The sequence below is a fragment of the Cupriavidus mimosae genome (assembly GCF_023952485.1).
GTDB lineage: Bacteria > Pseudomonadota > Gammaproteobacteria > Burkholderiales > Burkholderiaceae > Cupriavidus > Cupriavidus taiwanensis_C.
In genome coordinates, this window is the sequence record NZ_JALHRY010000012.1 from 44,291 (window position 1) to 62,802 (window position 18,512).

Below are 18,512 nucleotides of genomic sequence, written 5' to 3' on the forward strand. Positions count from 1 at the left end.
TGCACGCGAGGCGTACCCAGGCCTGCGGCTAGCGCTCCAGCTGCCGCGCCAGTCCCCACAGCGCCGCCAGTACCACCGCCACGGCACCCATCAATCCGATCGACCACCAGAAGCCCTGCGGCTCTTGCAGCCAGGGCATGCGCTCGAAGTTCATGCCGAAGACGCCGGTGATCAGCGTCAGCGGCATGAACAGCGCCGTGATCAGCGTCAGCGCGCGCATGGTGCGGTTGGTCCGGTGCGCCACCGCCGAGAAGTGGATCTGCACCGCCGATTCGATCGAATCCTCCAGCCGGCGAGCATGCGCCAGCACTCGCTGGATATGCTCCATCACGTCGTTGATGCGCACCAGCAGCACCTCGTCGCGCCCCGGCGCATTGGCCGCGCCGCCCGGCTGGTCGCTGCTGTAGCGATTGTCGAGCAGGCTGTCGCGGAATTCCTGCAGCGCGTCGCGCTGCTCCTCGCTCAGGTGTTCCAGCTTGCGCAGCTGGATGCGCGCATCCAGCAGGCCCTCCCAGCTGGAGAAGCTGCGGCGCGAGTTCAGCAGCGCGCGCTGCCAGCGGTCGAGCTGGCGCGTCAGCGGCGCGCGCAGTTCCAGGTAGCGGTCGACCATGGCGTTGAGCAGCCGCAGCATCAGGTCCTCGGGCCGGCTCGGCGGACGGATGCCGTGCAGCAGGGACTGGCCGTTGCCACGCGCGGGCGCGGCTTGTGGACGCGGGGCCTGGCACAGCTCGAGCAAGCGCTGGCGCACCTGATCGATGGTGCGCGACGGCCCCGAGCGCACCGTCACCAGCACGGTGTCGAACATGAAGAACGTGACCGGCTGGGTATCGATCTTGGCCAGTGCCGGCAGGAAGCCGGGCGCATAACGCTTCTGCCGGGCCGCGGCCTCGGCCGCGGCCGGCTTGGTGGTGCTAGCGGTGCCGGTGGCGTCCTGGGGCTCGGCCTCGACAATGGCGCGGCTGGTTTCGAAGGTCAGCTTGCGGAAGATCACCATGTCGTACGCATGGGTCGTATCGAAGTACGACGGATGCGCGGCGTTGGTGGCGTCGGCCAGGTGCAGGTCGAGGATGGGCGCGCCGGCCAGCTGGCGCACCTGCTCACGCCAGGCGTCGGGCGCCGCGGTGACCTCTTCGGTGGAAAAATCCGCCCACACGAACAGCGACGCGGCATTGCCAGACAGAAAGCTGCCCGCCTCGGTGAGCGAGGCGAGCGGGTGTACCTGGCTGGCGGAGAACCCTAGCAACTCCATGCGCAGTCGGTTCGGCCGTCAGGCCTGCAGCAGCCGCGCGGCGTCGCGCGCGAAATAGGTCAGGATGCCGTCGGCACCGGCGCGGCGGAAGGCCAGCAGCGATTCCATCATGACCTTGTCGTGGTCCAGCCAGCCGTTCTGCGCGGCGGCCTTGAGCATCGCGTACTCGCCGCTGACCTGGTACACGTAGGTGGGGAAGCGGAACTCGTCCTTCACGCGGCGCACGATGTCCAGGTACGGCATGCCGGGCTTGACCATCACCATGTCGGCGCCTTCCAGGATGTCCTGCGCCACTTCGCGCAGGGCCTCGTCGGTGTTGGCCGGATCCATCTGGTAGGTCATCTTGTTGCCCTTGCCCAGGTTGGCGGCCGAGCCCACCGCGTCGCGGAACGGGCCGTAGAACGCCGACGCGTATTTGGCCGAGTACGCCATGATGCGGGTATGGATATGGCCGTTGTCTTCCAGCGCGGTGCGCACCGCGCCGATGCGGCCGTCCATCATGTCGGACGGCGCGACGATGTCGACCCCGGCCTCGGCCTGCGCCAGCGCCTGGCGCACCAGGATCTCCACCGTCGCATCGTTGATCACGTAGCCGTTGTCGTCGAGCACGCCGTCCTGGCCATGGCTGGTGTACGGGTCGAGCGCCACGTCGCACAGCACGCCCAGTTCGGGGAAGCGGTCCTTCAGCGCGCGCACGGCGCGCGGTACCAGTCCGTTGGCGTTGGTGGCCTCGATGCCGTCGGGCGTCTTCAGCGACGGGTCGATTACCGGGAACAGCGCCAGCACGGGGATGCCGAGCTTGACGCAGTCTTCGGCCACCGGCATCAGCAGGTCGACCGAGACGCGCTCCACGCCCGGCATCGACGCCACGGCCTGGCGCTGGTTCTGGCCGTCGAGGATGAAGACCGGGTAGATCAGGTTGTCCGGGGACAGGCGATGCTCGCGCATCATGCGGCGGGAGAAATCATCGCGGCGCATGCGGCGCGGGCGGAACTCGGGGAAGGTGGACATGGCGGCTTCTTGACGGAAGAGGACGGAATGCAGGGCCGGCAAGCGCGGCGCGCGCAGCGTCGTGCGGCTGGCCGAAGAAAAACTAAACTTTTGTGCGTGCCCGCCATCATACTCGCGGACACTTTGCGTTGCGCGCTGCGTGGCGCGGTGTCCCCCGCTACTCCTCCCTGAGCGGGTACCCGCCCCACTGGCGGGAAAGTTTGTCCCCGTTGCTTGCGACGGGGCTTTTTTTTTGCGCGCTCGCTGCCAGGGTCACGCGGCAGGATCGGACGCGGGCGGCACTGTGTTTGCGGCGGTGGGCCCGCGTTCAGCCTTTTGCGCTTCCGGCAGGTTCAGCCAGCCGGCGATCACACCCTGTGCCTCCTCGATGCCGCGGCGCTTCAGGCTGGAGAACAGCTGCGCCGTCATCGGCACCGGCGTTTCCAGCTGCTCGGCATAGCCTTGCAGCATCTTGCGGGTCTCGCGCAGGGCCTTGGCGTTTTCGCTGTTGGTGAGCTTGTCGGCCTTGGTCAGCAGCACGTGGATCGGTCGTCCGGTGGGCAGGAACCACTCGACCATCTGGCAATCGAGATCCGTGAACGGCCGGCGCGCATCCATCATCAGGATCAGGCCGGCCAACTGCTGGCGGGTCTGCACGTAATCGCTGAGCAGGCCCTGCCAGTGGTACTTGGCCGAGCCCGAGACCTCGGCATAGCCGTAGCCGGGCAGGTCGACCAGGAACGCGAGCGGGTCGGGCGCCTTGACCGGCGCCACCGAGAAATAGTTGATGTGCTGGGTGCGCCCGGGCGTGCGCGACGAGAACGCCAGCCGCTTCTGGTTGCACAAGATGTTGATCGCCGTGGACTTGCCCGCGTTGGAGCGGCCGGCGAACGCGACTTCGGGCACGGCTGTGGCGGGCAGGTCGCGCAGATGGTTCACGGTAATGAAGAAGCGGGCCTGGTGAAGAAGGGACATGCGCTAGAGCGGTGGGGCGGGCCGCGGAGGCCGCGCGCAAGCGCATGCCAGGGCCGGGGTCTCGCCAGGGTGGGATGGCTGCGGCCTGAGCCGCCCGCCGGGCTTGATGTGGCGCAGCCCGAAGCGGGCACGACAAGGCGCAAGGCATCAATCCGGCACATAACTTATTGTACAATACGCCGGTTTACGGTCTCCTGAACGGGTGACGCGTGGCATCCATGCCGCGTGCCTCGGCTGCCGTCGTCCGGGCGGGAAGCCTAGTGTGTCGTTCCATCGTGGGCAAGGCCTTGCCCCGCATCGCGCATTGCACCGAACGGTGCGGCGGCGGCGGGCGCGGGCTGGCGGGGTCTGCCGCCACGGCCAGCGTTGCGCGGATCGGTCAGCCGCACGCGGGTCGCCACGATTTCCAGCCTTTTGCACCGGCGCGTCCTCACCGCCGGCAAAGCTCCGGAGCGGCACGCATCACGGTATCCAAAACAATTCAGAGAAGGTGTGCGAATGAACCGCATTGCGAAGATTCTGGGTGTCCTGGCTCTGGCCGTTCCTGCCGCCGCCCTTTCCGGTCTGGCATCTGCCGCAGAGCAGGCCGCCGCGAAGGCGGACCCGGCCAAGGGTGAAACGCTGTACACGCAAGGTGCCCCCGATCGCAATGTGCCCGCTTGCCTGAGCTGCCACGGTGCCGCCGGCAACAGCGCGGCCGCCGCCAATCCCAAGCTGGCCGCGCAGCATCCGGAATACGTCCACAAGCAGCTGGCGGACTTCAAGGCCAAGGCCCGCAGCAACGCGATCATGGTGCCAATGGCATCGGTGCTGACCGACGAGGAAATGCGCAACGTCGGCGCCTACCTCGCCAAGCAGTCGCTCAAGCCGGCCACCGCCAAGAACAAGGACAGCATCGAAGCCGGCCAGAAGATCTACCGCGCCGGCATCGCCGCCAAGGGCGTGCCGGCCTGCGCCGCCTGCCATGGCCCCACCGGCGCAGGCATGCCGGCGCAGTATCCGCGCATCGGCGGCCAGTGGGCCGACTATACCGAGGCACAACTGGTGGCATTCCGCCAGGGCACCCGCAAGAACAACCCGGTCATGACGACCATCGCCGCCAAGATGTCGGATGCCGAGATCAAGGCGGTGGCGGACTACGTCGCCGGGGTTCGCTGACGATCCGGGATTCCGCGACGCTGGCGCCTTTGCGCGCCGGCGCATCGGTTGAGCGGTCGCCGCCGGATGGCGCGGCCAGGCATGCAACCGAACGCGCTTGTCACAATCGAAAAGGGTGGCCTGCTTGCCAAAGCATGTCCACCCTTTATTCATTTCCAGGCCGTACGCTGTTTTAGGTTTCACTGCACATGTCGACCGCTTCCACTTCAGGGCTGCACCTGAAGACCTCTCACCGCGTGCTGCGCGACGCGGTCGAATTGTTGTCCTCGATGCGCTTTGCGATCGCGCTGCTGACGGTGATATCCATCGCCAGCGTGATCGGCACCGTGCTCAAGCAGAACGAGCCGTACCCGAACTACGTCAACCAGTTCGGACCGTTCTGGGCCGAGGTGTTCCACACGCTGTCGCTGCAGAAGGTTTACGGGTCGTGGTGGTTCCTGCTGATCCTGGCCTTCCTGGTGGTGTCCACCAGCCTGTGCCTGGTGCGCAACGCGCCCAAGATGATCGCGGACATGCGCTCATGGAAGGACCATGTGCGCGAGCGCAGCCTGCGCGCCTTCCATCATCGCGGCGAGTTCGACGGCGCGCGTGCTCGCGCCGAGACTGTCGGCCGGCTGACGGCATTGCTGCGCAACCGCGGCTACCGCGTCAAGGCGGTCGAGCACGACGGCGCCACGCTGCTTGCGGCCAAGGCCGGCGCCGCCAACAAGGCCGGCTATATCCTGGCGCACACCGCCATCGTGGTGATCTGCATCGGCGGCCTGCTCGACGGCGACCTGCTGATCCGCGCCCAGATGTGGCTGGGCGACAAGACCCCGATCCGCGGCAACGCGGTAATCAGCGAGATCCCGCCGCAGCACCGGCTGTCGGTGAACAACCCCGGCTTTCGTGGCAACGCCTACGTGCCCGAGGGCTCGACCGTCTCCACCGCCATCCTCAACATTGCCGACGGCGCGCTGGTGCAGGACCTGCCGTTCGCGATCACGCTGAAGAAGTTCAAGGTCGACTTCTACCAGACCGGCATGCCCAAGCTGTTTGCCTCGGACGTGGTCGTGACCGATCGCGCCACCGGCAAGCGCACCGAGGCCACCATCAAGGTGAACGAGCCGCTGATCGTCGACGGCATCGCCATCTACCAGTCCAGCTTCGAGGACGGCGGCTCGCGCCTGAAGTTCGTCGGCTACCCGATGCAGGGCAGCGGCCATGCCACCTTCACCATCGACGGCGCGGTGGGCGGCAACAAGCCGCTGGCCGGCACCGGCACCAGCGCGGACAGCGACGGACTGACGGTGGAGTTCAGCGACTTCCGGCTGATGAACATCGAGAACGTCACCGATGCCTCGGGCAAGCCCGATGCGCGCGGCGTGGCGCGCAAGTCCTTCAACCAAACGCTGGACAAGCATCTCGGCGCCGCCGCCAGCACCGACCGCGCCAAGACCCTGCGCAATGTCGGCCCGTCGGTGCAGTACAAGCTGCGCGACCGCACCGGACAGGCGCGCGAGTACAACAACTACATGGTGCCGGTGCAGATGGACGGCCAGTCGGTGTTCCTGGCCGGCATGCGCGAGTCGCCCAGCGAGCAGTTCCGCTACCTGCGCATTCCCGCCGATGACCAGGGCAGCGTGGCCGACTGGATGCGCCTGCGCGCCGCCTTGCAGGACCGCGCGCTGCGCGGCGAGGCCGCGCGCCGCTTTGCGCTGGCGTCGATGCCTGGCGACGACAAGGCCGAGCTGCGCCGTCAGCTGGCCGAAAGCGCGCTGCGCGCGCTCGACCTGTTCGCGGGGGCGACGCGTCCCACACCGGATTCGCCGCCGGGCGGCTTCACCGCCATCGCCGCCTTCCTGGAAAAGTCCGTGCCGCCGGCCGAGCAGCAGAAGGCGGCCGACGTGCTGCTGAAGATCCTGAACGGCTCGATGTGGGAACTGTGGCAGCTCGCGCGCGCGCAGGAGCAGCTGCCGGTGGTGGCCAACAGTGCCCAGAGCGGCGCCTTCCTGCAGCAGGCCATCAATGCGCTGTCGGATAGTTTCTTCTACGGCGCTCCGGTGTTTCTGCAGCTCGACGACTTCCAGGAAATCAAGGCCAGCGTGTTCCAGCTGACCCGTGCGCCGGGCAAGAACATCGTGTATCTTGGGTGTCTGCTGCTGGTGCTGGGCGTGTTCGCAATGTTCTATATCCGCGAGCGCCGGGTCTGGGTCTGGGTGAAGGACAAGTCCACCGACCTGTCTGCCGACCAGCCCGCCGCGGGCAACACCGGCGACGGCGATGCCGGCAGCCACGTGCTGATGGCGATGTCGACCCAGCGCCGCACCATGGATTTCGAAAAGGAATTCACGGCGCTGCGCGACGACATCGGCCGCGCCGCAGGGGGCCGCAGCGCCGCCCAGGAGCCCGCCGGCACTCCCCACTGAATCGAGCAGGTACTATGTCCTCTAATGTGAACCAGGCCGATCGCACCATGCGCGGCACGCCGCGCGCCGCTAGCGGTGCCGACGAGGCCTACCTCGAACCTTCCTTCCTGCGCCGCCTGAGCTGGGTGGACTGGCTGTTCGCGCTGGCGCTGGCCGCCGGTGCCGGCGTGGCGCTGGCGCAATACGGGCAGTGGATGGACGGCTACGACAAGGCCGTGCTGATCGGCGCTGTCCCCACCTTCGCGCTGCTCGGATGGCACTGGAAGCCGGTGCGGCCGCTGATGGTAGCGCTGGCGGTGCTGTCGCTGTTCGCGATCCAGCTCTACCAGGGCCAGCTCGCGCGCGCCGAACAGGCCTTCTTTCTCAAGTACTTCCTGTCGAGCCAGTCGGCCATCCTGTGGATGAGCGCACTGGTGTTCCTGTCGACGCTGTTCTACTGGGTTGGGCTGGCCACGCGCTCGGACACGGGGTACAGCCTCGGCAGCAAGCTGTGCTGGGGCGCGGTGGTGCTGGGCTTCACCGGCATGCTGGTGCGCTGGTACGAGTCCTACCTGCTCGGCGCCGACATCGGACACATTCCGATCTCGAACCTGTACGAAGTTTTCGTGCTGTTCACCCTGATCACTTCGCTGTTCTACCTGTACTACGAAGGCCGTTACGCCACGCGCGCGCTGGGCCCGTTCGTGATGCTGGTGGTGTCGGCCGCGGTGGGCTTTCTGCTGTGGTACACGGTCAGCCGCAATGCGCAGGAGATCCAGCCGCTGGTGCCCGCGCTGCAAAGCTGGTGGATGAAGATCCATGTGCCGGCCAACTTTATCGGCTACGGCACCTTTGCGCTGGCGGCGATGGTCGCGGTGGCTTACCTGCTCAAGCAGCGCGGCGTCCTGGCCGAGCGCCTGCCGTCGCTGGAGCTGCTCGACGACGTGATGTACAAGGCGATCGCGGTCGGCTTTGCCTTCTTCACCATCGCCACCATCCTTGGGGCGCTGTGGGCGGCCGAGGCCTGGGGCGGCTACTGGAGCTGGGATCCCAAGGAAACCTGGGCGCTGATCGTCTGGCTGAACTACGCGGCCTGGCTGCATATGCGGCTGATGAAAGGGCTGCGCGGCACGGTGGCGGCCTGGTGGGCGCTGGTCGGCCTGCTGGTGACGACCTTTGCGTTCCTGGGCGTGAACATGTTCCTGTCGGGCCTGCACAGCTACGGTGAACTCTGACGCGCGCATGCTGCGATGCAAAAGACCTGCCTTCGGGCAGGTTTTTTTTTGGTTTTTTTGAATTTTTTTGGCCGCTGCGGGAATAAAGAGATCACATCCAGTGTTTACTGGAGGGACGGTGCCGGCTGGCGGCACCGAATTGCATGGAGAACAAGATCATGGCAAGTCTGCGTCGTAACGCTGCTGCATCCCTGGTTCGTCCGGGCGCGCTCGCGCTCGGCTGCGCGGCCGTCCTGCTCGCCGGTTGTGCCGGCATGGGCATGGGCGGCGGCAGCGCCGGCAATCTGCCGCCCACGGTCAAGGTGACCAACGGCGTGCTGACCGATCCGCAGGGCCTGACGCTGTACACCTTTGACCGCGACACCGCCGGCAGCGGCAAGAGCGCCTGCAACGGGCCCTGCGCCACCAACTGGCCGCCGCTGATGGCGGCCCCGGGCACCAGCGGTTCGGGCCAGTACACCATCATCACGCGCGATGACGGCAGCAAGCAGTGGGCCTACCGCGGCCTGCCGCTGTACCGCTTCGCCAAGGACGCCAAGCCGGGCGACCGCACCGGCGACAACGTCAACAACGTCTGGCACGTGGTCAAGCCCTGACGCGGCAGCCACCACCTGAGCCACCCCGGTCACTGCAGCCATCACGGCATGGAAGGGTTTGACGGCCAACTCGTTGCGCTGGCGCCGCGGCTGCGGCGCCATGCGCGCGGCCTCACCGGCGACGCGGCGCTGGCCGACGACCTGGTGCAGGACACGCTCGAGCGCGCGCTGCGCTACCGCTGGCGCTTCCGCCTGCGTCCCGGCGCGTGGTGGGGCGACGGCGCCGATGGCCTGCTGCCGTGGTTGCTGACGCTGATGCACCGCCTGCGCCTGAACGCTTTGCGCCGCAAGGACCTGGTGGTGGCTACCGACACCCTGCCCGAGGTCAGCGGCCCCGCCGAAGACCCGGGCCTGCGCCGCGACCTGTCGCAGGCGCTGGCACAGCTGCCCGAGCCGCAGCGCGCGGTGCTGCTGCTGGTCAGCCTGGAACAATTGACCTACGCCGAGGCCGCGCGCGTGCTCGACATCCCTCAAGGTACGGTGATGTCCCGGCTGGCGCGGGCACGCGAACAGATGCGGCGGCTGCTCGACGGCGCGGCGCCGAACCGAACTGCCACGGCTGCCAATGCGCTGCAACGGGTGAAATGATGCCGGGCATCCACGAAGCCGATCTCCACGCCTATGCCGACGGCCAGCTGGCCGGCGCGCGCCGTGCCGCCGTCGAGGCCTACCTGGCGCAGCACCCGGACGCGGCGGCACAAGTGGCGGCCTGGCGCCGGCAGGCCGAGGCGCTGCACCGCGCGCTCGACCCCGTACTCAATGAACCGGTGCCCCTGGCGGCCCTGCCGCCGGGTTTGCACGGCGACCAGGGACGCAACCGCGGCCGCGACGGCCGGCGTGATGGCGCCCGGCCCTGGACGCACTGGACCATGGCGATGGCGGCCACTTGCGCGTCGGTCGCGCTGCTGGCCGTGGGCGGTACGCTGGGCTGGCTGGCGCACAGCCGCCTGGGGGGGGGCACGCTGGTGCTGGCGCCCGGCGAGCGCTTTGCGCGCGAGGCGCTCGCCACGCACGCGGTCTACGCCCCGGAGATGCGCCATCCGGTGGAAGTCGCGGCAACCGATGAGGCCCATCTGGTCGCCTGGCTGTCCCGGCGCCTGGGCACGGCGCTGCAGGTGCCCGACCTGCGCGCGCAGGGCTTTCACCTGATCGGCGGCCGGCTGGGCGTGGCCGAGGGCGGCCCGTCGGCCATCCTGATGTATGAAGCCGATGACGGCACGCGCCTGTCGCTGCAGCTGCGGCGCATGGCGCAGGGAACGCCAGATACCGGCTTCCGCGTCGAGCGCATGACCGGCGAGGGCGCGCGCCGGCGGGCGCCGGGCCGCGACCCGATGATGGCGTTCTACTGGATCGACCGCGACCTGGGCTTCGCGCTGGCGGGGCCGCTGGAACGCGCCCGGCTGCTGACGCTGGCGCAGGTGGTGTACCAGCAATACCAGGGCGGATAACGCACCCGCGCCTCGTTTGCGGCACATGGCAGGCGCAGGCCCGCGTCATTTCGACGCCATCACAAAAAACTGTCAGGACTGGCTCGCACTCCACGACCAAGCCCGGAGTCCAACCCTGCAAGCACGCGGCGCCACCAGCGCCGGCACCACCAGGCAATCGAGGAAAAACATGCTGATTCCTTCCCCCAAATGGCTGCGCGGCGGCGACATTGCCGCCAGCGAGATCACGCCGCGCCATGTCTTCGAAGCGCGCCGCCGCATGCTGGCGCTCGCTGCCGCCGGTGCTGCCGGCGGCACGCTGGCGCCGTGGTTCGCGCGCCAGGCCTTCGCGCAAGGGCAGCATGGCGCCCGGCTGCCCGCCGCACCCAACAACGCCTACGTCATCACCGAGAAGCGCACGCCGTACGAAGAGGTGACCACCTACAACAACTTCTATGAGTTCGGCACCGACAAGTCCGACCCGGCACGCCATGCCGGCACGCTGCGTCCGCGCCCGTGGCAGGTGGCGGTCGAAGGGCTGGTGAAGAAGCCGAAGGTCTATGACCTGGACGAGCTGACCAAACTGGCGCCGATGGAGGAGCGCGTCTATCGGCTGCGCTGCGTCGAGGGCTGGTCGATGGTGATCCCTTGGATCGGCTATCCGCTGGCCGAGCTGATCCGCCGCGTCGAGCCGCAGCCGGGCGCGAAGTACGTTCAGTTCATCACGCTGGCCGACAAGAAGCAGATGCCCGGCCTCAGCAGCGGCGTGCTCGACTGGCCGTATAGCGAGGGCCTGCGCATGGATGAGGCCATGCATCCGCTGGCGTTGCTGACCTTCGGCCTGTACGGCGAGGTGCTGCCCAACCAGAACGGTGCGCCGGTGCGCATGGTGCTGCCGTGGAAATACGGCTTCAAGAGCGCCAAGTCGATCGTGAAGATCCGCTTTGTCGACAAGCAGCCGCCCACCAGCTGGAACCTGGCCGCGCCGCAGGAATACGGCTTCTACTCGAACGTGAACCCGGATGTCGACCATCCGCGCTGGAGCCAGGCCACCGAGCGCCGCATCGGCGAAGAGCGCGGCAGCGGCTTTGGCGCGCTGTTCGCGCCCAAGCGCAAGACCCTGCCGTTCAATGGCTATGGCCAGCAGGTGGCGGCGTTGTACCAGGGCATGGACCTGAAGAAGTTCTTCTGATGCAAGGCGAGCGCATGGCAACCTCTTCCCCCACCGCCGCGGCAGCCCTGCGCAAGCCGGCAGGCCTGGCAACGCTGTCGCAGCAACGGGTGCGCGCGCTCAAGCTCGCGCTGTGGCTGCTGGCGCTGCTGCCGTTCATGCGGCTCCTGTACCTGGGCGCGACCGAACAGTACGGCGCCAACCCGCTCGAATTCGTCACGCGTTCGACCGGCACCTGGACCCTGGTGATGCTGTGCCTGACGCTGGCCATCACGCCGCTGCGCCGCCTCACCGGCTGGAACTGGCTGATCAGGCTGCGGCGCATGCTGGGCCTGTTCGCGTTCTTCTACGGGCTGCAGCACTTCCTGCTGTGGATCGGTGTGGACCGCGGCTTTGATCTGGCCTACATGATCAAGGACGTGTACAAGCGGCCCTTCATCACGGTCGGCTTTACCGCCTTCATGCTGATGGTGCCGCTGGCACTGACCTCGACCAACGGCATGGTGCGCCGCCTCGGCGGCAAGCGCTGGCAGGCGCTGCACCGGCTGGTCTATGCCATTGCCGTGCTGGCCATCTTGCACTACTGGTGGCACAAGGCCGGCAAGAACGACTTCGGCGAGGTCTCGATCTACGCCGCGGTGGTGTTCGTGCTGCTGGGGATGCGGGTGTGGTGGCGGCTGCGCAAGCCAGCCGGGGGGACGCGCCAGCCCGCCGCGTAAGCAGCGGCGGGCCGGGCCAGCGGGACTCAGTCCTGCAGCAGGCGCTCGTCGCGGAACAGGTCTTCGACCAGCTCGCGCTCGCGCACCAGGTGCACCTTGCTGCCGTCGACCATCACTTCGGCGGCGCGCGGGCGGGTGTTGTAGTTGGAACTCATGGTGAAGCCGTAGGCGCCGGCCGACATCACCGCCAGCAGGTCGCCGGGCTGCACCGCCAGGGCGCGGTCACGGCCCAGCCAGTCACCCGATTCGCAGACCGGGCCGACGATGTCGTAGTTCACGGCCGCGCCGTCGCGCAGCGCCACCGGCTCGATGCGATGATAGGCCTCGTACATGGCCGGGCGCGCCAGGTCGTTCATGGCGGCGTCGACGATGCAGAAGTTCTTGGCCGCCCCCGGCTTGAGGAATTCCACCTGCGTCAGCAGCACGCCGGCGTTGCCCACCAGCGAGCGGCCCGGCTCGAACAGCACCTCGCGATGGCCATGGCCGCGCGCGGCGACGCGCTCCAGCAGCGTGGTGGCGAAGCCGGTGATGTCCGGCGGGGTCTCGTCGGTGTAGGTAATGCCCAGGCCGCCGCCCACGTCGATGTGTTCCAGGCTGATGCCTTCGCGCTCGAGCGCCTCGACCACGTCCAGCACCTTGTCCAGCGCTTCCAGGTAGGGCTCGACCTCGGTGATCTGCGAGCCGATATGGCAGTCGATGCCGGTCACGGCAAGGTGCGGCAGCGCGGCGGCGGCGCGGTAGGTCGGCAGCACGTCTTCGAAGGCGATGCCGAACTTGTTGCCCTTCAGGCCGGTGGAGATATAGGGATGGGTCCTGGCGTCGACGTCGGGATTGATGCGCAGCGATACGCGCGCACGCTTGCCGACGCGGCCGGCCACGTCGTTGAGGCGGTCCAGTTCGGGGATCGACTCGACGTTGAAGCAGCGCACGTCCTGCGCCAGCGCCAGTTCCATTTCGGCCGCGCTCTTGCCCACGCCCGAGAACACCACCTTGCGCGGATCGCCGCCGGCAGCCAGCACGCGCTTGAGCTCGCCGCCCGAGACGATGTCGAAACCCGCGCCCAGCCTGGCGAACACCTGCAGCACCGCCAGGTTGGAATTCGCCTTCATCGCGTACTGGACCTGCGCCTTGCGTCCCGCACAGGCGGCGGCGTAGGCCTGGTACGCGGCGGTCAGCGCCGCACGCGAATAGACATAGGTCGGCGTGCCGAACTCGGCGGCGATGCGCGCCAGCGGCACCTGCTCGACGGCAAGCGCGCCGTCCTGGCGATGGAAGAATGCGGTCATGGTTATCGGGTGGTGGGGGCGGCGGGGGACGATGCCGGTGCGGGCGTGGCCGGTGCAGGCTGCACGGCATCGGCACGGCCCAGGCCCGGATCCGGCACGGTCGGCGGGGTCGGCTCGGCCGGCACCCGGGGCAGGGTCAGCGGCCCGCGGATACCGCATCCGCCCAGCAGGGGCATCGCAAGGGCGGCGGCAAACGCCGATACAATCGCAACACGACGCAGCATCGGGTCGTCCTTTTGGCTTGTTGGCAAGGCGTTGGATGACCCGGCGCGATGGCCAGTCATCCGGAGGATTCTTAACAAAAAAAGCCGTTCGCGCCACGTACGCCCGTCCGGGCAGCGGCGGCAACGGCGGTCTCGGAGTTTAGCATGCCCCCCTTGAGCGAAAGCGAGTTCCTGGCCCTGGCCACGCGCGAGCTGGATCGCATCGAAGCCGCGGTCGAGGCGGCCGCCGACGCGGCCGATGCCGACATTGAAATCAGCCGCACCGGCAATGTGATGGAACTGGAATTCGAGAACGGTTCCAAGATCATCATCAACAGCCAGGCGCCGATGCAGGAACTGTGGGTGGCTGCACGCGCGGGAGGTTTCCACTTCCGCCGCGAGGGCGAGCGCTGGGTCGATACCCGCAACGGCGGCGAGTTGTACGCGGCGCTGTCGGGCTATGTCAGCGAGCAGGCGGGCGCCAGCCTCAGTCTTCACTGACGTCGGCATTGCGGGGCGCGGGCCCCCGAGCGCAAAAGGAAAAGCCGGCCTCGCGGCCGGCTTTGTGCTGTCTGGCGAGCACGCTCAGGCGCCGCCGAACATCTCCAGGATCTTGCGTTTCTCGCTCTCGGTATCGACCGAAGGGGTGGTGGATTCTTCCGGCTTGCCCGGCCACGGATCGCCCAGGCCCACCGACGCCACGCCGGCGCCGCCGGCGTTCTCTTCGAAGGTCCAGTCGCCGCCCACCATCAGCACGCCCTCGGGTGCAGGCCGCTCCGGAGACTCCGGCACGCCCTTGAGCGCCTTGCTCATGTAGCCGACCCAGATCGGCAGCGCCAGGCCGCCACCGGTCTCGCGCACGCCCAGGCTCTTGGGCTGGTCATAGCCCATCCAGGCGATCGCCACCAGGTTGGGGGTGTAGCCGGCGAACCAGGCATCGACCGCGTCGTTGGTGGTGCCGGTCTTGCCGGCCAGGTCGTTGCGGCCCAGGCGCTGCTTGGCACTGTTGGCGGTGCCGTAGCGCACCACGTCGCGCAGCATGGTGTCGGCGATAAAGGCGGTGCGCGCGTCGAGCACGCGCACGGCGTCGGTACCGGCGCGTTGCGGATGGGTTTCAGAGATCACGTTGCCGCGCGCATCGACCACCTTCTGGATCAGGTACGGGTTGATGCGGTAGCCGCCGTTTGCAAATACCGAGTAGGCGCCGGCCATCTGCAGCGGCGTTACCGCGCCGGAGCCAAGCGCCATCGGCAGGTAAGCAGGGTGCTTGTCGGCCTCGAAGCCGAAGCGGGTGATGTAGTCCTGCGCGTACTGCGTGCCGATCGCACGCAGGATGCGCACCGAGACCAGGTTCTTGGACTTGGCCAGCGCGCGGCGCATGGTCATCGGGCCTTCGAAGCGGCCGTCGTAGTTCTTGGGTTCCCACACCTGGCCGCCGGTATCGGGGCCGATCGTCAGCGGCGCGTCATTGATCACCGTGGCCGGGGAGAAGCCCTTTTCCAGCGCAGCCGAGTAGATGAAAGGCTTGAAGCTGGATCCCGGCTGCCGCCAGGCCTGGGTCACGCGGTTGAACTTGTTGCGGTTGAAGTCGAAGCCGCCCACCATCGAGCGGATCTCGCCATCCTGCGGGTTGATCGACACGAACGCCGCCGCCACTTCCGGCAGCTGCGTCACCGACCAGTTGTTTTTCTCGTCTTGCGTCACGCGGATCACCGCGCCGGGGCGCATCTTCATCTTGGGCTGCGCGTTGGCCGACAGCGACGGCGAGATAAAGCGCAGCGCCCCGCCTTCGATGGTCGCGACTTCGCCGGACAGCAGGGTCGCCTTGACCTGCTTGGACGACACGCTGGTGACCACGGCCGAGCGCAGGTCGCCGCTGCCCGGGTGTTCGACCAGCGCATCGTCGATGGCCTGCTCGCGCTCGGCCGGATCTGAAGGCAGGTCGATGAAGGCTTCGGGGCCGCGGTAGCCGTGCTTGCGCTCGTAGTTCATGATGCCGGCGCGCACGGCTTCATAGGCGGCGTCCTGGTCGGTCTTGGTCAGCGTGGTGTAGACCGTCAGGCCGCGCGTGTAGGTTTCCTCGCGGTACTGCGCGTACATCAGCTGGCGCACGATCTCGGCCACGTATTCGGCGTGCGTGGAGAACTCGTTGCCTTCGGTGCGTACCTTCAGCTCGGCCTGCACGGCCTCGTCGTACTGTTCGGGCGTGATGTAGCGCAGGTCGCGCATGCGCTGCAGGATGTATTCCTGGCGCACCTTGGCGCGGCGCGGGTTGACCACCGGGTTGTACGCCGACGGCGCCTTCGGCAGCCCGGCCAGCATCGCCGCCTCGGCCGGCGTCACATCGCGCACCGACTTGCCGAAGTACACGCGCGCGGCGCTGTCGAAGCCGTAGGCGCGCTGGCCCAGGTAGATCTGGTTCATGTACAGCTCGAGGATCTGGTCCTTGCTCAGATTAGCCTCGATCTTGTACGCCAGCAGCATCTCGTAGATCTTGCGGGTGTAGGTCTTCTCGCTGGACAGGAAGAAATTGCGCGCCACCTGCATGGTGATGGTCGAGGCGCCCTGCGACAGCCCGCCGCGCAGGTTGGCCAGGCCGGCACGCATCACGCCGACGAAGTCGACACCCCCGTGCTCGTAGAAGCGGTCGTCCTCGATCGCCAGCACTGCCTTTTTCATCACGTCCGGAATTTCGGCGATGGGCACGAAATTGCGCCGCTCTTCGCCAAATTCGCCGATCAGCACATTGTCGGCGGTGTAGATCCGCAGCGGAATCTTGGGCCGGTAGTCGGTGATGGTGTCCAGCGACGGCAGGTTGGGCGCGGCCACCAGCAGCGCGTAGCCCAGCAGCAGCGCAATCACGACGGCACCGGCGACAACCAGTCCCACCGCCCAGAACATGAGCCGCGTCCAGATCGAACGACGGGCAGGGTGGGGCGGCTTGTGTTGTGCTGTGGCCATAAGGGAAATACCTAGTCAGGGGTGCCCGCGATTATATCTTCCGGCATCGGCCCGCCCGGGCGCACAGTGGCGGGGGCGCCGCTATCGCGCTGTTACAAGATGTAAGGCCGCGGATGCCGGCGCGCAGGGCGACGTTGGCGGCGACTACGGGGGGAAGCGCGGGGCACAGGCAGGCATGGAAGGGAACCCGACGACCGTGGGGTTTTGGCAACGGATTGATGAGGGCTCTCTCAAAAACAAGTTTGGCCCAGTTCGGCACGTTGCCACCGATGCTGGATTTTGTGAGAATCGGCCAACATAAAAAGCACACGTTTCATTCAAGAAACTAGGCTCGCCCGATTAGAGCGTTCAAGCCAGGGGCGAGTTCAAAAGTCAGGGGGTCACCTTGCGTCGGGGCATTCTGTCGGGGCTTCTGCGCCGGACTACGGTCGGCGTGGATATCGGGTCGTCCAGTGTCAAGGTAGTCGAGCTCTCCGTGGGGGGCAGCAGGCAAGACTACCGGCTGGAAAAATGCGCCAGCGAACTGCTGGACCGCAATGCCGTTGCCGATGGCAACGTCATCAATATCGAGGCGGTCGGGATCGCGCTCAGGCGCGCGCTCGGCAAGGCCGGCATCCGCTCCAAGGACGTGGTGCTGGGCGTTCCTTCCATGCTGACCGAATCGCAGACGGTCAGCCTGCCGGACAATCTGTCCGAAGACGAACTCTATTCCCAGGTCGAATCCGAGGCGCATCGGCTCTATCCGCCGTCGCAGGCGGTCAACTTCGATTTCGCCGTGATCGGTCCCAGCGAGACCGAGGGCGGCATCGGCGTGCGCGTCACCGCGGCGAACAGCGATCGCGTGCAGGAGCGCGTGACCGCGGCTGAAATGGCCGGCCTCAAGCCCCACGTGATGGACGTCGAGGAATACGCGGTGCAGCGCTCGATCGTGCAGATGCTGGGCGTACCGCAGGAGATGTCCGAAGCCGACGCGCGCGCGCTGCCGGTGGTGGCGGTGGTCCACCTGGGCGGCAGCCGCTCCAAGGCCATCTTCTACCAGGGCTGGAAAGAACTCTATGAGCAGCCGCTGAACAGCTACGGCGACCAGCTTACGCAAAGCGCCGCGCGCATGTTTACGCTCGACGCGCTCAAGGCCGAGATCAAGAAGCGCAAGAACACGCTGCCCGAGGCCTGGCGCGCCCAGTTGCTCAAGCCGTCGCTCGATGCCCTGGCCATGGAGGTGCAGTCCGCGATCGGCAACTTCATCGCCAGTTCCAGCCTGGGCCGGGTCGACGAGATCCTGCTGTCCGGCGGGCATGCATCGCTGTTCGGCGTGCAGGCGGCGATCCAGCACCAGACCAAGATCACCACCACGCTGGCGAATCCGTTCGCCAACATGGCGACCAACGCCAAGGTCAATGAGCGCTACCTGCAGCGCGACCTGCCGGCGTATATCGTCAGTGTCGGCCTGGCCCTGCGCGGCCTGCAATAACGTACCGGAGGCACGAGATGTCAACGAACACACTGCCTTCGGTCAACCTGCTGCCCTACCACGAAGCCCGCAAGGCGGCGCGGCGCAAGAAGGTCTACACCATGCTGGGCGCAGCGGCGGCCGCCGGCGCGGCCGTGGTGCTGCTGGGCGGCCTCTATATCGACGGGCGCATCGCCTCCGTGGTGGCGCTCAACCAGGTGCTGAGCGCGGAAAACGCCCGGCTCGACGGCCAGATCCGCGAAGTCAACACGCTGAAGAAAGACATTGACGCGCTGCTGCAGCGCCAGAAGGCCGTCGAAAGCCTGCAGACCGAGCGCAACCGCCCGGTGCAGCTGCTCGAGGAACTGGTGCGGCAGGTGCCCGAAGGCGTCTACCTGACCAGCCTGAAGCAGGCCGGCGAGGCCTTCACCATCGCCGGCGTGGCGCAGTCGAACGAACGTATTTCGGAGCTGCTGCGCAACCTGGGCGGGGTGGCCTGGCTCGACAAGGCCGAGCTGGTCGAATCCAAGGCGGTCACCATGACCAACAACCTGCGCGAGCAGCGCCGGCTGTTCGATTTCTCGATGCGCTTCGCGTACCGTGCGCCCGAGGCCCCGGCCGACGGCAAGAAGGCTGCAGCGGGCGCTTCGGCGCCATCCGCCGCCCCCGCACCTGCACCCGCCCCCGCGGCCGGAAAGGCCTGAT

Annotated in this window: 17 protein-coding genes; 11 read left to right on the forward strand and 6 right to left on the reverse strand. The window is 67.4% G+C overall.

The window, feature by feature from the left end; translation table 11 throughout:
- Positions 1-28 precede the first annotated feature (28 nt).
- The 3 genes from MKD50_RS21545 to yihA form a co-directional block, all read right to left on the reverse strand.
- Positions 29-1,249, reverse strand: coding sequence for a magnesium transporter CorA family protein (locus MKD50_RS21545; protein ID WP_115705178.1), 1,221 nt, complete (start codon positions 1,247-1,249; stop codon positions 29-31).
- A gap of 18 nt (positions 1,250-1,267) precedes the next feature.
- Positions 1,268-2,260 (reverse strand): porphobilinogen synthase, encoded by a 993-nt coding sequence (hemB, locus tag MKD50_RS21550; RefSeq protein ID WP_172582576.1) that lies wholly within the window; start codon positions 2,258-2,260, stop codon positions 1,268-1,270.
- A 252-nt stretch (positions 2,261-2,512) separates the two neighbouring features.
- Positions 2,513-3,214 carry a ribosome biogenesis GTP-binding protein YihA/YsxC gene (gene yihA / locus MKD50_RS21555; protein ID WP_115705175.1) on the reverse strand — a complete coding sequence of 234 codons (702 nt, stop codon included), beginning with the start codon at positions 3,212-3,214 and terminating at the stop codon, positions 2,513-2,515.
- A gap of 498 nt (positions 3,215-3,712) precedes the next feature.
- Between yihA and MKD50_RS21560 the strand changes: the two genes are divergently transcribed.
- The 8 genes from MKD50_RS21560 (at position 3,713) to msrQ (ending at position 11,907) form a co-directional block, all read left to right on the forward strand.
- Positions 3,713-4,372, forward strand: a complete 660-nt coding sequence (locus MKD50_RS21560; protein ID WP_252668591.1) for a c-type cytochrome — start codon at positions 3,713-3,715, stop codon at positions 4,370-4,372.
- Positions 4,373-4,560: 188 nt separating this feature from the next.
- Positions 4,561-6,780: a cytochrome c biogenesis protein ResB gene (locus MKD50_RS21565; RefSeq protein WP_252668592.1), complete on the forward strand. Its 2,220-nt coding sequence runs from the start codon at positions 4,561-4,563 to the stop codon at positions 6,778-6,780.
- Positions 6,781-6,827: 47 nt separating this feature from the next.
- Positions 6,828-7,994: a c-type cytochrome biogenesis protein CcsB gene (gene ccsB / locus MKD50_RS21570; RefSeq protein ID WP_115705231.1), complete on the forward strand. Its 1,167-nt coding sequence runs from the start codon at positions 6,828-6,830 to the stop codon at positions 7,992-7,994.
- A 158-nt stretch (positions 7,995-8,152) separates the two neighbouring features.
- A complete protein-coding gene (locus MKD50_RS21575) occupies positions 8,153-8,590 on the forward strand; it encodes a COG4315 family predicted lipoprotein (RefSeq protein ID WP_115705229.1) in 438 nt (145 codons plus the stop codon).
- Positions 8,591-8,638: 48 nt separating this feature from the next.
- Entirely contained in the window at positions 8,639-9,178 is a 540-nt protein-coding gene (locus MKD50_RS21580; RefSeq protein ID WP_115705171.1) for an RNA polymerase sigma factor, read from the forward strand.
- A complete protein-coding gene (locus MKD50_RS21585; RefSeq protein WP_240072886.1) occupies positions 9,175-10,038 on the forward strand; it encodes an anti-sigma factor family protein in 864 nt (287 codons plus the stop codon). The genes MKD50_RS21580 and MKD50_RS21585 overlap by 4 nt, the downstream gene beginning before the upstream one ends.
- A gap of 169 nt (positions 10,039-10,207) precedes the next feature.
- Entirely contained in the window at positions 10,208-11,209 is a 1,002-nt protein-coding gene (gene msrP / locus MKD50_RS21590; RefSeq protein WP_115705167.1) for a protein-methionine-sulfoxide reductase catalytic subunit MsrP, read from the forward strand.
- Positions 11,210-11,223: 14 nt separating this feature from the next.
- A complete protein-coding gene (msrQ, locus tag MKD50_RS21595; RefSeq protein ID WP_371925383.1) occupies positions 11,224-11,907 on the forward strand; it encodes a protein-methionine-sulfoxide reductase heme-binding subunit MsrQ in 684 nt (227 codons plus the stop codon).
- Positions 11,908-11,933: 26 nt separating this feature from the next.
- Here the strand turns inward: msrQ and lysA are convergent, their stop codons facing one another.
- Positions 11,934-13,193, reverse strand: coding sequence for a diaminopimelate decarboxylase (gene lysA / locus MKD50_RS21600; protein ID WP_115705163.1), 1,260 nt, complete (start codon positions 13,191-13,193; stop codon positions 11,934-11,936).
- Between the two features lie 2 nt (positions 13,194-13,195).
- Positions 13,196-13,417, reverse strand: a complete 222-nt coding sequence (locus MKD50_RS21605; protein WP_115705161.1) for a hypothetical protein — start codon at positions 13,415-13,417, stop codon at positions 13,196-13,198.
- A 144-nt stretch (positions 13,418-13,561) separates the two neighbouring features.
- Between MKD50_RS21605 and cyaY the strand changes: the two genes are divergently transcribed.
- The gene (cyaY, locus tag MKD50_RS21610; RefSeq protein WP_062801950.1) at positions 13,562-13,897 is read left to right on the forward strand and encodes an iron donor protein CyaY; all 336 of its coding nucleotides are present in this window, start codon (positions 13,562-13,564) and stop codon (positions 13,895-13,897) included.
- An 84-nt stretch (positions 13,898-13,981) separates the two neighbouring features.
- Here cyaY and MKD50_RS21615 read toward each other — a convergent pair whose 3' ends face one another.
- Complete coding sequence (locus MKD50_RS21615) at positions 13,982-16,357, reverse strand: penicillin-binding protein 1A (protein ID WP_252668594.1); 2,376 nt, start codon at positions 16,355-16,357, stop codon at positions 13,982-13,984.
- 400 nt (positions 16,358-16,757) lie between these two features.
- Between MKD50_RS21615 and pilM the strand changes: the two genes are divergently transcribed.
- Positions 16,758-17,828: a type IV pilus assembly protein PilM gene (gene pilM / locus MKD50_RS21620; protein WP_172582580.1), complete on the forward strand. Its 1,071-nt coding sequence runs from the start codon at positions 16,758-16,760 to the stop codon at positions 17,826-17,828.
- Between the two features lie 17 nt (positions 17,829-17,845).
- Positions 17,846-18,511 carry a PilN domain-containing protein gene (locus MKD50_RS21625; protein ID WP_115705155.1) on the forward strand — a complete coding sequence of 222 codons (666 nt, stop codon included), beginning with the start codon at positions 17,846-17,848 and terminating at the stop codon, positions 18,509-18,511.
- The last annotated feature ends 1 nt before the right edge of the window (position 18,512 follow it).

Excerpts from the sequence above, each read along its gene's own strand:
- MKD50_RS21545 (WP_115705178.1), bottom strand. The coding sequence starts at position 1,249 with ATGGAGTTGCTAGGGTTCTCCGCCAGCCAGGTACACCCGCTCGCCTCG.
- hemB (WP_172582576.1), bottom strand. The coding sequence starts at position 2,260 with ATGTCCACCTTCCCCGAGTTCCGCCCGCGCCGCATGCGCCGCGATGAT.
- yihA (WP_115705175.1), bottom strand. The coding sequence starts at position 3,214 with ATGTCCCTTCTTCACCAGGCCCGCTTCTTCATTACCGTGAACCATCTG.
- MKD50_RS21560 (WP_252668591.1), top strand. The coding sequence starts at position 3,713 with ATGAACCGCATTGCGAAGATTCTGGGTGTCCTGGCTCTGGCCGTTCCT.
- MKD50_RS21565 (WP_252668592.1), top strand. The coding sequence starts at position 4,561 with ATGTCGACCGCTTCCACTTCAGGGCTGCACCTGAAGACCTCTCACCGC.
- ccsB (WP_115705231.1), top strand. The coding sequence starts at position 6,828 with ATGCGCGGCACGCCGCGCGCCGCTAGCGGTGCCGACGAGGCCTACCTC.
- MKD50_RS21575 (WP_115705229.1), top strand. The coding sequence starts at position 8,153 with ATGGCAAGTCTGCGTCGTAACGCTGCTGCATCCCTGGTTCGTCCGGGC.
- MKD50_RS21580 (WP_115705171.1), top strand. The coding sequence starts at position 8,639 with ATGGAAGGGTTTGACGGCCAACTCGTTGCGCTGGCGCCGCGGCTGCGG.
- MKD50_RS21585 (WP_240072886.1), top strand. The coding sequence starts at position 9,175 with ATGATGCCGGGCATCCACGAAGCCGATCTCCACGCCTATGCCGACGGC.
- msrP (WP_115705167.1), top strand. The coding sequence starts at position 10,208 with ATGCTGATTCCTTCCCCCAAATGGCTGCGCGGCGGCGACATTGCCGCC.
- msrQ (WP_371925383.1), top strand. The coding sequence starts at position 11,224 with ATGGCAACCTCTTCCCCCACCGCCGCGGCAGCCCTGCGCAAGCCGGCA.
- lysA (WP_115705163.1), bottom strand. The coding sequence starts at position 13,193 with ATGACCGCATTCTTCCATCGCCAGGACGGCGCGCTTGCCGTCGAGCAG.
- MKD50_RS21605 (WP_115705161.1), bottom strand. The coding sequence starts at position 13,417 with ATGCTGCGTCGTGTTGCGATTGTATCGGCGTTTGCCGCCGCCCTTGCG.
- cyaY (WP_062801950.1), top strand. The coding sequence starts at position 13,562 with ATGCCCCCCTTGAGCGAAAGCGAGTTCCTGGCCCTGGCCACGCGCGAG.
- MKD50_RS21615 (WP_252668594.1), bottom strand. The coding sequence starts at position 16,357 with ATGGCCACAGCACAACACAAGCCGCCCCACCCTGCCCGTCGTTCGATC.
- MKD50_RS21625 (WP_115705155.1), top strand. The coding sequence starts at position 17,846 with ATGTCAACGAACACACTGCCTTCGGTCAACCTGCTGCCCTACCACGAA.